This window comes from Leptolyngbya sp. AN10 (assembly GCF_050565645.1).
Classification (GTDB): Bacteria; Cyanobacteriota; Cyanobacteriia; order Leptolyngbyales; family Leptolyngbyaceae; genus Leptolyngbya.
Genome location: NZ_JBNXVP010000008.1, coordinates 234,370 through 246,848, shown reverse-complemented (window position 1 = coordinate 246,848; position 12,479 = coordinate 234,370). Strand labels below are relative to the sequence as shown.

At 44.3% G+C, this 12,479-nt stretch carries 18 protein-coding genes; 13 read left to right on the top strand and 5 right to left on the bottom strand.

Going from position 1 to position 12,479, the window contains the following annotated elements; translation table 11 throughout:
• Positions 1-45 precede the first annotated feature (45 nt).
• A complete protein-coding gene (locus ACQ4M5_RS14235; RefSeq protein WP_430676291.1) occupies positions 46-198 on the bottom strand; it encodes a hypothetical protein in 153 nt (50 codons plus the stop codon).
• A 23-nt stretch (positions 199-221) separates the two neighbouring features.
• A complete protein-coding gene (locus ACQ4M5_RS14230) occupies positions 222-413 on the bottom strand; it encodes a hypothetical protein (protein WP_430676290.1) in 192 nt (63 codons plus the stop codon).
• Positions 414-416: 3 nt separating this feature from the next.
• Here ACQ4M5_RS14230 and ACQ4M5_RS14225 point away from each other — a divergent pair, with 3 nt between their 5' ends.
• From ACQ4M5_RS14225 to ACQ4M5_RS14190, 8 genes are all read left to right on the top strand, one after another.
• Positions 417-668 carry a hypothetical protein gene (locus tag ACQ4M5_RS14225; protein WP_430676289.1) on the top strand — a complete coding sequence of 84 codons (252 nt, stop codon included), beginning with the start codon at positions 417-419 and terminating at the stop codon, positions 666-668.
• Positions 669-999: 331 nt separating this feature from the next.
• Entirely contained in the window at positions 1,000-1,569 is a 570-nt protein-coding gene (locus ACQ4M5_RS14220; protein WP_430676288.1) for a hypothetical protein, read from the top strand.
• 96 nt (positions 1,570-1,665) lie between these two features.
• Positions 1,666-1,965 (top strand): hypothetical protein, encoded by a 300-nt coding sequence (locus tag ACQ4M5_RS14215; RefSeq protein ID WP_430676287.1) that lies wholly within the window; start codon positions 1,666-1,668, stop codon positions 1,963-1,965.
• A gap of 371 nt (positions 1,966-2,336) precedes the next feature.
• Complete coding sequence (locus ACQ4M5_RS14210) at positions 2,337-2,930, top strand: fasciclin domain-containing protein (protein WP_430676286.1); 594 nt, start codon at positions 2,337-2,339, stop codon at positions 2,928-2,930.
• Positions 2,931-3,302 (top strand): hypothetical protein, encoded by a 372-nt coding sequence (locus ACQ4M5_RS14205; protein WP_430676285.1) that lies wholly within the window; start codon positions 2,931-2,933, stop codon positions 3,300-3,302.
• 53 nt (positions 3,303-3,355) lie between these two features.
• The gene (locus ACQ4M5_RS14200) at positions 3,356-3,886 is read left to right on the top strand and encodes an SH3 domain-containing protein (RefSeq protein WP_430676284.1); all 531 of its coding nucleotides are present in this window, start codon (positions 3,356-3,358) and stop codon (positions 3,884-3,886) included.
• A gap of 37 nt (positions 3,887-3,923) precedes the next feature.
• Positions 3,924-4,817, top strand: a complete 894-nt coding sequence (locus ACQ4M5_RS14195) for a hypothetical protein (protein ID WP_430676283.1) — start codon at positions 3,924-3,926, stop codon at positions 4,815-4,817.
• Between the two features lie 38 nt (positions 4,818-4,855).
• A complete protein-coding gene (locus ACQ4M5_RS14190; protein WP_430676282.1) occupies positions 4,856-4,999 on the top strand; it encodes a hypothetical protein in 144 nt (47 codons plus the stop codon).
• Positions 5,000-5,003: 4 nt separating this feature from the next.
• Here the strand turns inward: ACQ4M5_RS14190 and ACQ4M5_RS14185 are convergent, their stop codons facing one another.
• Positions 5,004-5,828: a DUF2382 domain-containing protein gene (locus ACQ4M5_RS14185; RefSeq protein WP_430676281.1), complete on the bottom strand. Its 825-nt coding sequence runs from the start codon at positions 5,826-5,828 to the stop codon at positions 5,004-5,006.
• Positions 5,829-6,199: 371 nt separating this feature from the next.
• On the opposite strand from ACQ4M5_RS14185, the gene ACQ4M5_RS14180 reads away from it, so the two are divergent.
• Both ACQ4M5_RS14180 and ACQ4M5_RS14175 read left to right on the top strand, forming a co-directional pair.
• A complete protein-coding gene (locus ACQ4M5_RS14180) occupies positions 6,200-6,469 on the top strand; it encodes a hypothetical protein (protein ID WP_430676280.1) in 270 nt (89 codons plus the stop codon).
• 215 nt (positions 6,470-6,684) lie between these two features.
• Complete coding sequence (locus ACQ4M5_RS14175) at positions 6,685-7,194, top strand: PRC-barrel domain-containing protein (RefSeq protein ID WP_430676279.1); 510 nt, start codon at positions 6,685-6,687, stop codon at positions 7,192-7,194.
• 118 nt (positions 7,195-7,312) lie between these two features.
• Here the strand turns inward: ACQ4M5_RS14175 and ACQ4M5_RS14170 are convergent, their stop codons facing one another.
• Positions 7,313-8,245, bottom strand: coding sequence for a hypothetical protein (locus ACQ4M5_RS14170; protein WP_430676278.1), 933 nt, complete (start codon positions 8,243-8,245; stop codon positions 7,313-7,315).
• Between the two features lie 380 nt (positions 8,246-8,625).
• Between ACQ4M5_RS14170 and ACQ4M5_RS14165 the strand changes: the two genes are divergently transcribed.
• From ACQ4M5_RS14165 to ACQ4M5_RS14155, 3 genes are all read left to right on the top strand, one after another.
• Entirely contained in the window at positions 8,626-9,378 is a 753-nt protein-coding gene (locus tag ACQ4M5_RS14165) for a hypothetical protein (RefSeq protein ID WP_430676277.1), read from the top strand.
• 389 nt (positions 9,379-9,767) lie between these two features.
• A complete protein-coding gene (locus ACQ4M5_RS14160) occupies positions 9,768-10,613 on the top strand; it encodes a hypothetical protein (RefSeq protein WP_430676276.1) in 846 nt (281 codons plus the stop codon).
• 342 nt (positions 10,614-10,955) lie between these two features.
• On the top strand, positions 10,956-11,444 hold the full coding sequence (locus ACQ4M5_RS14155) for a PRC-barrel domain-containing protein (protein WP_430676275.1): 489 nt from the start codon (positions 10,956-10,958) through the stop codon (positions 11,442-11,444).
• Positions 11,445-11,546: 102 nt separating this feature from the next.
• Here the strand turns inward: ACQ4M5_RS14155 and ACQ4M5_RS14150 are convergent, their stop codons facing one another.
• Complete coding sequence (locus ACQ4M5_RS14150; protein ID WP_430676274.1) at positions 11,547-12,173, bottom strand: TraX family protein; 627 nt, start codon at positions 12,171-12,173, stop codon at positions 11,547-11,549.
• Between the last annotated feature and the right edge of the window lie 306 nt (positions 12,174-12,479).

Below are 12,479 nucleotides of genomic sequence, written 5' to 3'. Positions count from 1 at the left end.
AAAAATGACGAGAAAAGTCCTCTATCTTCAGGGGTGAATTGCCTTTTAAGGAGCGGTTAAAACAGTAATATTGACTAATGGGGTCACATTGAAGCCTGGATTTAATAAACGAGCTTGAATGGCTTGAGTTAGGCGGTTTGCTTCGCAAGCCCAAAGGAAGCGCGAATCAATAATGTCGATCGCGGCAAACACATTCATTCCTGCTGCTGCGATTTCAGCAGTTAGCCTGTTCCTGGTAATTTTGGGTGTGGCGTGAAGTGCTGTTGGTGCATCAATTGCACTGTTTCCGGCTGTAGAATTTGCGAGCTTTCATACTGCCCCTTTAATAAATGCGCCAGCATAAAGTGAGTCATATCCGTTGCAGTTGCACTCATCGATGCACCAGGAGCAATATTCAAATATAGATATGGCACAAGATGAAACTGACCCTGGCATCTTCGGCAAGACGGTTCTCGATCTTGGCGCAGTGTGTAATGACTCCCCTACGCGATGAGATGGGAAGTCTTCGCGGGTTCTCGAAAATTATGCAGGACATCACTGCTCGCACCAAAGCTGAAAAAGAGCGAAATCAGTTACTCCGACGCGATCAGGCAGCCCGGCTGGAGGCAGAAGCGGCTAATCGATCGACAAACTCCAACTTAGAAAACGATGACTTCGGCTCCCTCTGACTAAAGGCAGAAAGCAAGCTGTTGATATGACATTGCACCTGTTTTCTCAAAATAAAGAGTTTTCTATCCCTACCTCCCCAGAGAGAACTTGAGCTAATTTCTACGACTTTCCACCAGTTTTCCACCCGCATTGCTTACGGTTCAAGTAACTGATGTGCCAATCGGTCTTTATAGCGATCATGATGGCTGTTGCAAGCTTTCATACTTCTAAATCTACTGATTACGTTTGTGACTGCTCAGGCGAGCTTTTTGGCACATTCGGCAATCGTCATCTCAAGCAGCACTCTAGGACGATTGCCACCAAAATTCATTGTTGAGGAGCATTTTTCTCATGGTTTGTAAAACAAGCAGTATTCAGATTCAACAGGGTGTTAAGCGCTCCTTTTCTGGAAGAGTTCAGGGAATGATTACAGCCGGGGTTCTTGCTCTCGTAGTTTCTGCCTGTGCAACTGAGCAACGAGAAGTTGTCGCCCCGATTTCACAAGCACCTGCTTCACCATCACCGACTACTCCTGCCTCACCGACCACTGCTACTCCTGTCGCTCCTGCCACTCCTGCCTCACCAACAGCCTCACCGACTACTTCACCTATCCCAATTACTAGACCGCTCGCGGAGCTAGTCGGGCAAAATGTTACGGTCAGCACGAAAGTCCAAAAAGTGATCACACCCAATGTTTTCACTGTTTACGATGTTGAATCCCTGCGAGGGCAAACCGTCCTTGTTGTCAGTAAAAATCCAGCTCCTCCAGCCAACACTAATATTGAAATGACTGGGGTTGTTCGTAATCTTGTAGTGGCAGATGTTGAGAAAGAGTACGGCATTGATATTACTCCTGAAGTCGAACAGGAATACGTCAATCAACCCTTCGTTGCAGCCGTCGCGATCGGACGAGTAAATTAACTAAAATTCAGCCGCGTCCTAAGCTTATGTTTGAGTTTAATCGCTCAACTAGCTTAGGATATTCCTTTCACTACCAAGCGTTGCCACCCCTTAGTTATGAAGCAGCAATCCCGCGCTTCGACCAGTACTGGAGGTCGATCCTCTCGATTTGGGCAATGGCTCGGTGTTGTTGCGATCGTAATTGCACTTTACATTCTGTGGCAGATTCGCCAAGTCTTGCTGCTCGTCTTTGCGGCGGTTGTTGCAGCAACGGTGTTAAATCGACTGGTTCGGGCACTTCAGCGACCTCGGATCAAGCGAGGAATCGCGATCGCAGCATTCTCAAGGTGCTTTATTTTAATTCTGCTGCAATCCAGGATTATTTTTATCACGAACAGAAGGTTCAGAAGTGACTGAGTAAAGTTGTACCCCAATGCCAAGACCGATCAGAAAGGTAATGAATGCAGAAATGCCAACGATAATCCAAGTATCTCTATTCATACGTTACTCCTGTGTACATCCATAGCATTCATGACAACTAAGTTCTTCTTAAACCGTGTTGCTCTGCAAAAAATGCTCAATAAAAAACTGTTCGATCGTTAAAGCGAACTAGCACCCCCAATGTTTCAATTCTATAACTTCTTCAAGATAGCTATGGCTTACTGTTACTTCTTCAAAAGAGTAGGTTCATCGCGAAAGTTCTTCCATAAGTTTGAGGAGTTTCGGGACTAGAATTATTACTCTTTCAGCATGATGTACTTCCGCTCCTCTACTGGAAGGAAAATGATATGAAATTAAGTAGTTCTAAACCCTTTATTTTAGCCTTAGTTAGCGGCATGATCGTTCTATCCGCTTGTGCTTCTAGAAATGACCCCATTACAACAAGCCCTGGTGTTGTAGATGCTCCCAGTACTGCCGACGATCGAATTAATGTAGCACCACCAGAGGAACGCCAAAACAGTATTACTTGGCAACTCGTTAACAATGATGATTTTCAGACGCTGACTCGGTTGATTCAAGCATCAGGACTATCAGAGACACTCGCTCAAAATGTGCAGTACACAGTATTTGCGCCGACAGATCGTGCCTTTGAATCCTTGCCTGCTGGTACACTAGAACAACTCCAGCGACCAGAGAATCGAAAGCAATTAGAGCAATTGATTTCTTATCACATTGTTCCTGCCAAAGTTACCTCGACTTCTCAAGCTTCTGAAATCAATACGTTAACAGGCGCTCCCGTAACAATACAGATTCAAGGCGATCAGGTTCAGGTCAATCGCAATCGAGCTACAGAGCCAAGCATTCAAGCAACCAACGGCATTATTTACCCGATTAACTCTGTTCTTCTTCCTCCTGAATTTTCACTGACTCGAAACAATTAGATGATTGACACAGCGATGGATTTTCAGCGGCGAGAACTTGATCGTCTACAACAATCTGGACTCTTAATGTTTCACTCCTTCTTTCGCTCGATCTGGAGGTACAGTCAACGCACGATCGATAAACTTGTCCACCGACCAAAAGAGATGATTTCAGAGTTGACCGAAGATACCATTGCGATCGCGGTCGATCAGGCAATTCATGTGCTTGAAGTGGCAGGACAACAAGTTCGAGAGCGAGAAATTCCTACAGAGAATGTTCAACTGGAAGTCGGGGTCGAAATTGCAGGCGTGATCAAGTTAAATATCAAAGCTGCTGTTCCTAAATCTGGAGAACTCCAGAACGTGGTTGTCAATGTCGATCGTCACGCATAGTCATCTTAGTCTTTTTTACTTCTTTTTCAATTCTGTTTACCTAGAGGTTCATCATGTTAAAAAACCATTTTCGTAACCAAAATCGACTCATCGCCTCTCTGTTTATTGTTTCGGCTGCTTTTTCAGTTGCATCGATCGCTTCTGCACAATCTAATGACGACACTTGCCGCCGTATTAGTGCAAGCGATGGATTAACGATTCAGCGAGATGCTTCTGGTTATAGTCCAGTGGTCGGTCAACTTGCAAATGGCGCAAGAGTTTCTATCATTAACGGTGGGCGAGATGGATGGGTTCCAATTAATGAACCTGTGCAGGGTTATGTTTCTTCAAGATACTTAAAACAGTGTGGTTCAGCTATTCCGCCCGCAAGCTGTAGACGAATCTCTGCCCCCTCTGGTTCTTATATCAGACAAGCCCCTTCGGTTTCTAGCTCAGTGATTCGGACACTAGAGAATGGTCGATCTGTGAATATTGTAAATCCAGGCGCGAACGGTTGGGTACAAATCGAACTCCCAGTGCAAGGCTATGTTGCAGCATCAAACTTAGCTTACTGCTCACCCGCACAACAACGAGTTCTCAATTAGTTTGGCTCAAAATTCTGACTGTCACGGTAACATTCGTATGCAAACAGAGAAACATTCTAAACCAAAACAATCACAGTACACAAAGCCCCTCTGCAATCGTATCGCGATCGTATTCGATTTCGATGACACGCTAGGAGTCGATAGCTTTGATGAATTGCTCCGGCGACTAGAAGTAGATGTAGATAAATTTCGACAACAGCACGTTCAACCCTTAATTGATCAAGGATGGGACAAGGTTGCTGCTCGGTTCTATTGTCTGATTCAAGAATCGCATCAACGCTCAGATACCAACAAAATCACCCAAGAGCGTTTGATTGAGATGGGTCAAACTTTCCCAATCTATGATGGCGTTGCAGCAATGTTCGATCGCTTGCTCAAAACTGTTCAACAACTTAATCCAGAGACAGAGCTTGAGTTTTACTGCATTACTGGAGGGCTTGGCGAAATTGTTCGGAATACGTCGATCGCGGATTGCTTCAAGCAAATTTGGGGATGCGAGTTTCACTACAACGATCGACATGAAATCGAATTTCTAAAACGCAGTATCAGTCACACCGAAAAAGCTCGTTATCTACTTCAAGTTGCTAGAGGCAGCGGTAGCCCTGAAGAAGACAGTCGCGCTTTTGCTTACCGTGATGCCCCAGAGTCAGAATTGCACGTTCCCCTCGCTCAAATTATTTATGTCGGAGATGGTGCATCTGATGTGCCTTGTTTTTCCTTGATTAATGATGAAAATGGAATTGCGATCGGGGTTTACAAGCCCGATACAGAGCAAAAGTGGGAGAAAGTTGAAGTCACTTCAAGCCAGCGAGTTTCTAACTTCGCCCCCGCTGACTATCATGAACAATCTGAATTGATGCAATCTTTGACCTTAGCCGTTGAATGTCTTTGCAAGCAAATTTCTCTACGTCAACTGAGCATTAGCGAGTAGGTACAGTCACAAACTACAGAGCGGTCATTTTACTACCGATGGTCAGCCAAAAAATTCCGCAAGGATTGTTTATTGTCCTTGCGGAATGCTGTTGTTTTGCCTATGGTGTGGAATATTTCCACGATAAGCATGAACGGTGGAAATTTGGTGGAGTAGATAAAGCTTCTCCTAACTTTCTCTGAACTATCACTTCTCTACAACCGGGCGACCCTCTGAATCAATGTCCAACTCTTCACGACGCAGTGTTTCCTCTGCCATTGCCGTATCTTGTTCGATTTCTTTTCTAACTCGCACTTCCTCACGCACAAACGCTTCTTTGCGAATATCGGGCGTTTCTTCGTAGAGATCCATGTGAGCAACTTCACCTTCTTGGAATCGTGCTTCACCAGGAGCAGCGGATTGGCGCGTTGGTGTCGATCGCTCAATTACAATTCGTTCTTTTTCGACGGGAACCGCCACACTTTGAGTTTCTGTTTCAACGTGTTTCCCGATCGACACTTCGCCTGTTTTTTCACGCCGCTTGTTTGCAACCAGTCGCTCCTCGTAAAGCTTCAGCGAGTCTTGATTCTGATCGTTGTAGTTATACAAGTCAGAATCGTAGTCATAGTTATAGGAATCACGATCGTAGGTCGGCAGAGTTGCCGTACCCATTGTTGCATCTGAGCGATAAACGCCGCGAACCTGCTCTTCGTAGTCGTAATCAATCTCTTCTAGCTCATCGTAGTTGGGCAAGCTTTCGACTTGATCCTTAGTCATGCTCATGGCATAGATTTTACGATCACTATGATCGATCGAGGTGCGACCCACCGGAAGCAGCACTTTTTTACCAAACACCCAAAAGCCTGTATCAACTGCAAAGTAGCGAAGTCGTCCAGTTTCGCTATCAACCAAGATGTCGCAAACTGATCCAACTTTATCGTCTTGAGCATAAACATCAAAGTGCTTCAGATCTCTAAACTCTGAATCCTGGTTATAGCTTGGATAAAAATCTCCAATCTTCATTAATGACATTCTGTTCATCTCCAAAATCAAGGACTTCACTCTTAGCTTATGAACTAATATTCTGTGTTCCTCTATTGAAAGGATGAGATGAACAGAGAACATCCAATTTTCAAGTGAAGATGAAGTAGAAACTCTCTGTTTCTTCCACTTCATTTCCACCTTCACCGCTTACTGTCAAACCATAAGCAAACTTAACCTACCTGCTACCAAACATCGTACTCGCAGTTGTACTGCGAATTGTTCCTCTAAACATTGTGTAGCGATCGAGCATTCTACTAGTACAGAAACCGCGCTACTCTGACGAATCTGTCGATGCTGCAATTAATCTGCAACTAGCACTGCAAACATTCAAAAGGAAAGTACCGTAAGGAGACCGAACGATGAATCGAAACAATTGGATTAAGCTCATTAGCATTGGCATCCTATCTACTGGAGCCACTGTATTACCAATGTCACTTCTTGCCTCAGCTCAAGTTGCCCAGCCGGGTGTTGGTCTTGAGCGGGAAGGCATTTACGACAATGACAATGATGCTTGGGGCTTGTGGGGATTAGTTGGCTTAGTCGGATTATTCGGACTGGTAGGTCGAGGCAAAAATCGAGATGCCAATCGTAATGATGCAACAGCCTATCGCGACCCAAGCAGATACTAGGAAAATTTAACTTTCCTCTAAAAGTTTCTAATCCGTGTGTCTCTCCTTGAACCTTCTTTCCTGCTGTAAGAGGATCTTGCAGCAGGTTTCTCCAATGCTAGTACAGCAGAGTTCATATCAAAATTCAGAGTTTGGGGCAGAGTAAACGGGCTTTTTCGCTAGAAAGATTCACGAATTGAATCACGACATTAACGTTAATTAGGAGAGATTGAGTTATGGCACTCTACAAGGTTGATGATTTCTATTCAGATTACAAAGAAAGCTTTGCAGGTCATGACATCAAGAACTTTGGTGTTTATGCAGATTACGATGACAAGGTTGGCACGGTGAAGAATGTTTTGGTGGATGAAGATACCGGAAAATTCCGTTACTTCATTGTCGATACGGGCTTCTGGTTCTTGGGGAAAGAAGTGTTGCTCCCGGTTGGTTTTGCTCAAGTGGACTACGAGGATAAACGGGTGGTTGTTCCTGGACTGACTAAACAGCAGGTTGAGAACTTACCAGAGTTTTCAGAAGATTTGAGAATTGACGACGATTACGAAGAGCGAGTGCGAACTATCTACAGTCCCTTAGCTCCGACAGACCCTATTGGTGGCACAGGATATCCCCTTCCAGGTCCAGGTATCTACGATCGCTATCCGACCTTCTATGGTGCAACAGGTAGTTTCCGCGACTATGAAAACCAACTGATTGCACGACGCGGCGATCGTTCCCGAATTCGGTAATATTCCTCGTCTGAATGATTGCCGACGAGACAGTTTCCGGATTTTGCAATCAACAGGCAGGTTTCAAGAGTGAACCTCAACTCACTGTAGTGGAGGAACTCTTCACCTGCCTTTTCTTCTAGATTTGCTTGTGATTAGGCAATGTCATTTCTGCCCAGATTGGCAATTGATTTAGCTGCTCCAGCGTTAACTGCACATAGGTTTTAGCAGAACGGCTATTCTCTAGCTTTCCTAAACCAAAGTAACCTGTTTCGCCATCGTGCGTATGAGGACCACTCATTCTCGCCTCGTATCGTTCTTGCTTTTTAGCTTCATCAATCGAGGAACTACCCACCCATTGCCAGCGCGATGGAAAAATAATTGCTCCAACATCATCAACCCAATCGTATTGTCCGTGTAGATGATACATCCGCTGAACTGATTGCAGTCCTACACCTCCATCAAAACACCCTCCAAGTGAAATCACTGTTAATTTCGCATTCAGCGAATCTTTTAAATAGGGTGCTGCTCCTAACGCGATTTGAACACCACCGCTTGTTCCCATGAGGATGATGTTGATGGGTTGATGAGGGGAGATAGGATGAGCCGCGTTCATGCGATCGACGACTGCTTTTGCAATTCCCTGACTATAAATCGGGCTGTAGCGATCGTCAGCAGACATAGCAAATTGCCAGAGATTGCGAATCTTGACAAGCACATCTAAATCATTCAACCAGCCCTCAGCATCCCAAGCCGCTTTCCATAATGCTCCCTCAATCGGTAGTTCGCCTAAGTTGTTGCTTGCAACGGAATATGGGAAAACGTCTTTAACCGCAATGCAATTCGGATGTTGTTCAACCAAGCGATCGATTAACCAGGTTTGACCAGGCGATAGATCGTCTGCGGCAAAATCGCCAACACCCGGAAAGAAAACAATATAGCAATTAATGGAGGTAGGACTGGCTGGAACGGAGCGGATGAACCCATTGAAGCCCGCTGTCGGTGCGGTGTTTAGTTGCACTTGTTCATCATCCTGTCTTAACCACCAAGCGATCGTTTCTACTGGAGCCATAGTTCCCCAAGATAGCATCAGCCCACTTCCTAGAAGCAAAAGCTTAACTGCTTGACGTTTTAATCGATGATAGAAGCGGTACATTTAGATTACAGCAGTTATAATGTGAAGTGAATCATTTATGCTATGTGAGATTTATACTTAAACCAATGCTTACTGCAATAAAACTGAATAAAGATGCAGTCATCCTCTATCACAAGTTATAACGTATAGAATCTTGAATGTTTAGAGAATCTCCAACTCGCAAAAGCAATTACAAGTATTGATTAGATATTGATCTAGCTACTGTCACCTTGAATTCTTTGTGCTATTCCAATTGCAAGATGGCGCTATAGCAGAAAATCATCACAATTATGGGCATCAGATTTCCTACCTTTGCTATGGAAACTTCGCCTCTCCCGATTGTTTTTCTCTCCGCCTTCTTTGCGGTTCTTCTAGCGATCGTTCACGTTTTTTCCGGTAGGCTACGCTTTCTGAGAACGACCCCACGTAGCCGATGGCTTTCCTTTGGCGGTGGCATTTCGGTAGCGTATGTCTTTATCCACATTCTGCCTGAACTAGACGAGTATCAGGACACCATTCGAGATAGTGTTGCTGCCGAACTTGCTTTTTTAGAACACCACGTTTACTTACTTGCTTTGCTAGGGTTAGCTATGTTCTATGGGCTAGAGCGTGCTGCTGATGAATCTCGACAGCGCAATCAGAAAACAGGGGACGGAGACGTAACTACGGCTGGAGTGTTCTGGATTCACATGGCATCATTCGCGGCTTATAATGTGCTGATCGGTTATTTGTTGCTGCATCGTGAGCAGACAGGGCTTCTCAGCTTACTGTTCTTTGCTGGTGCAATGGGAGTGCATTTTGTGGTGAATGATTACGGTCTGCGTGAGCATCACAAGCAGAGATATGACCGGATTGGACGGTGGCTTTTAGCGGCAGCAATCATTGTTGGATGGGTGATTGGAAGCGCGATCGCAATTCACGAAGCCGCAATTGCTGTTTTATTTGCCTTCTTAGCAGGCGGAGTCGTTCTCAATGTTCTAAAAGAAGAGCTACCAGAGGAACGGGAAAGTCGCTTTTGGGCATTTGCGCTAGGAGCAGCAATCTACAGTACACTGCTCCTGGTTATCTAGAATTTTCATTAGAACCGAGAGCGATCGTAGGTCAGCATTCTTGCTCTCTATAATCATGACAGTGTTTTTGTTATGAAAATGAATCAGATATAAGACGCAAGTTGTTTAGCCTATAAATTCGAGTATCTCCACAAGATTTCCACCTTTTATTTGTATACTTGCGCGTTCATTTTCACGAGTTAAAAGTTGATTACTTGTTCTATAAACTTTAAGAATTAGGCTTATGGCAAGGATTCCAACTCAGGAAAACGCGACTACAAAGGCTGTCTATTGCGATGTTTAGAAAGTATTGAGAATAATTATTTAATTGAGTTTCTATCAATTGAGGGAGAGAAAAGATTGCGAGAATTACTATGCTTAGAAGGCAGTTAAAAAGAGAAATTCGACACATGAATCGATCAAGTTTCAATCAATTGCTCCGTCGCTCTCAGTTCAATCGCAAACTATACAAGCGCAGTGGAGTAGCAGCCCTAGCACTCATGGCATTTATTCTGCCTGCTTGTAACCTAAGTAATCAGGCAACGGCTCCTAACAATGCAACTGCTCAGAAGGTTGCAAGCAATACCGATCGCTGGATTGGACAAACTGTAACGATCCGAAGCGAACCGCTCCAAAAGATTGCTCCAAATACCTTTACGATGAGCAGCAATCAGTTTTTTGGGCAAGAACCAATTTTGGTAGTCAACGCATCGGGCAAACCGTTTGTCCTACCCACGACTCAAGGACCTGACGTTCAAGTTACTGGACAAGTCCGCCGATTCGTTCTGGCTGATATTGAGCGGGAGTACAAGTTAGGCTTAGATCCCAATCTGTATCGCGATTATGAAAGCCAGCCTGCAATCATCGCACAATCGATCGCGCTTGCTCCCGAACCTGGAGATATTGGTCAGAATCCAAAGCAGTATTACAACAAAACGATTGCGGTCACTGGAGAAATTGAGGCGGTGCAGAATCCGCAAGTCTTCACATTGGATGAGGATAAACTGTTTGGCACACAAGATTTATTAGTCTTGAATGCCCGACCCTTGCAAAATGCAGCCAATCCAAATTTAGCTGTCAAACCCGGAGATACGATCGCGGTTACAGGAGTGGTTCGTCCTTTCGTTGTTGCTGACTTAGAGCGAGAGTACGATTTTAACTGGGACCAAGGTTTCGTGCGGACATTAGAAGCAGAGTATCGGAATCGCCCGGTTTTAGTAGCAGATGGACTCTACCCCTCTGCAATCCCCGAATAAGGCATCGAGCGGAAAATAGGCTGTAAGACAGTTCAAATGTAGCATTCAAGCTTAGTTAACCTTGCAGTCAGGTTTGAGGGCTATGTCCCTGCGTCAAATCTCTATCAGTGCCAAGAAAATCGGTGTTGTCGCTCACCGCGAGTCTACTGATTTGAAATTCCGCAAAGATTTGAACTGATATTACAACCTATTCCTTTAGAAGCAAATTTACTAACTCATCATGTTTTTCCACCAGTTTTCCACGGTTGATCTCTAACGTTTCTGGTAGCAGGATCAGAATGTTGAAAATACTGTGTTAGCTTATCCAGACACCTATTAATGAGACTTGAAGGAGGAATGATAGTGCTGCGGAAATTTGATATTTACTATCCAAATTACAAAGATCCTTTTGGCGGCTCCACAATCAGAAATGTTGATGTGTATGCAGCTAACGATGAGAAAGTAGGCTTAGTAAAAAACATTCTCGTCGATGAGGAAACAGGTCGTTTTCGGCTTCTGATTGTTGAGACGGGATTGGAGTATGTTGGTAGACAGGTGCTAATTCCTGCGGGTTTAGTGCAACTTGATCACAAAAAGCAATGTATTCGGATTTCTCAACTCGCGAAGCAGCAGATTACAGATTTACCCGATTTTGCTGGCGAGTTGAGAAATGGAAGTAATTACGAGGAAAAGATCAGCCATATCTACGCTTCTTTAACCTCTAGTGTAGGGATCTATGGCACAAAATATTCTCTTCCGCATTCTGAAATCTACGATCGCTTAGACTATCTCAACGCAAATGGAAGCTTCCATGAGTATGAAGAGCTTTTAATGGCACAGCATTACAATTGACTTCTCCCCTCGATGAATCAGAGGAAAGAAGTCAAGTCAGTAGGTATGCAAAACGAATCACGGCTGGATTTTATCAGAGCCTCTGTCTCTATCACCGAGTCATTAAACGTAACGAAGGAGCCATAACGCGAACAAATGCGAGGGATAGAACAAATAGAACCATTTTGCTTTCTGTCCTTGCTGATAATTTGCGAGAGACAGCAAGAACGGTACAAAAATGACGGGAAACTGAAAGAGAAAAAACTCTGGAGCAACAATCAGCAAACTAAGGTTAAAGACGATCCATTCCGTCCACCAAGACGCACTCGCTCGAAAACGATGGATTAGGGCAATCAAGGCGATTCCGTAAGCTTGATATTCCAGGAACAACAACTGAGCGATCGTAGCTCCCACAACCCAGATTAATAGCTGCCATCGTGGAAATTGCCGCACGAGTCGCAGACAGAGCAGCCCCAGCAATAATGTAAACAAAATGTTCCATAGCGTTGAGCGAAATAGAAGCCGATAAATCGGCTGAGATACGATTCCCAGCAATAATAAGCGCAGGCAATACTGCCCGAAATGACGGGTATGTTTTTCACCCTCAACCAGCAGTAAGACAAAGAGCGGAAAGCTAAAGCGTCCTAGAATGCGGAAAATCAATCTGTCCGGGAAAAAGACTGTGCCAATGTGATCCACCAGCATCAAGACTGCTGCTAATAATTTGATTTGATAGTTGTTTAGAGACATGAGGCTACGAGACCACGCAATAAATAAAATAATGGCAAAATCGCGTCTAACATTGAAAGCTCAGGTAATCTATATCCTCGCTTTCTTGCGGCACTCTGAACACGCAAAATCAAAATAAGTCCAACTACAGATTGATCTGTAGACGGTGCTAGATTGGTCACTCTGTTTATGATGGGCAATTCACCCTTCTAAGTTAGAGCCATACATCTGTCGTGGTGAGGAATTACGCAAGGTTGTTCTTAAAGTTCATGCCTGAGCCAGATAAAAAAACATTGAGCTAGCTATAGGCTAGTTCTAGACTATCCA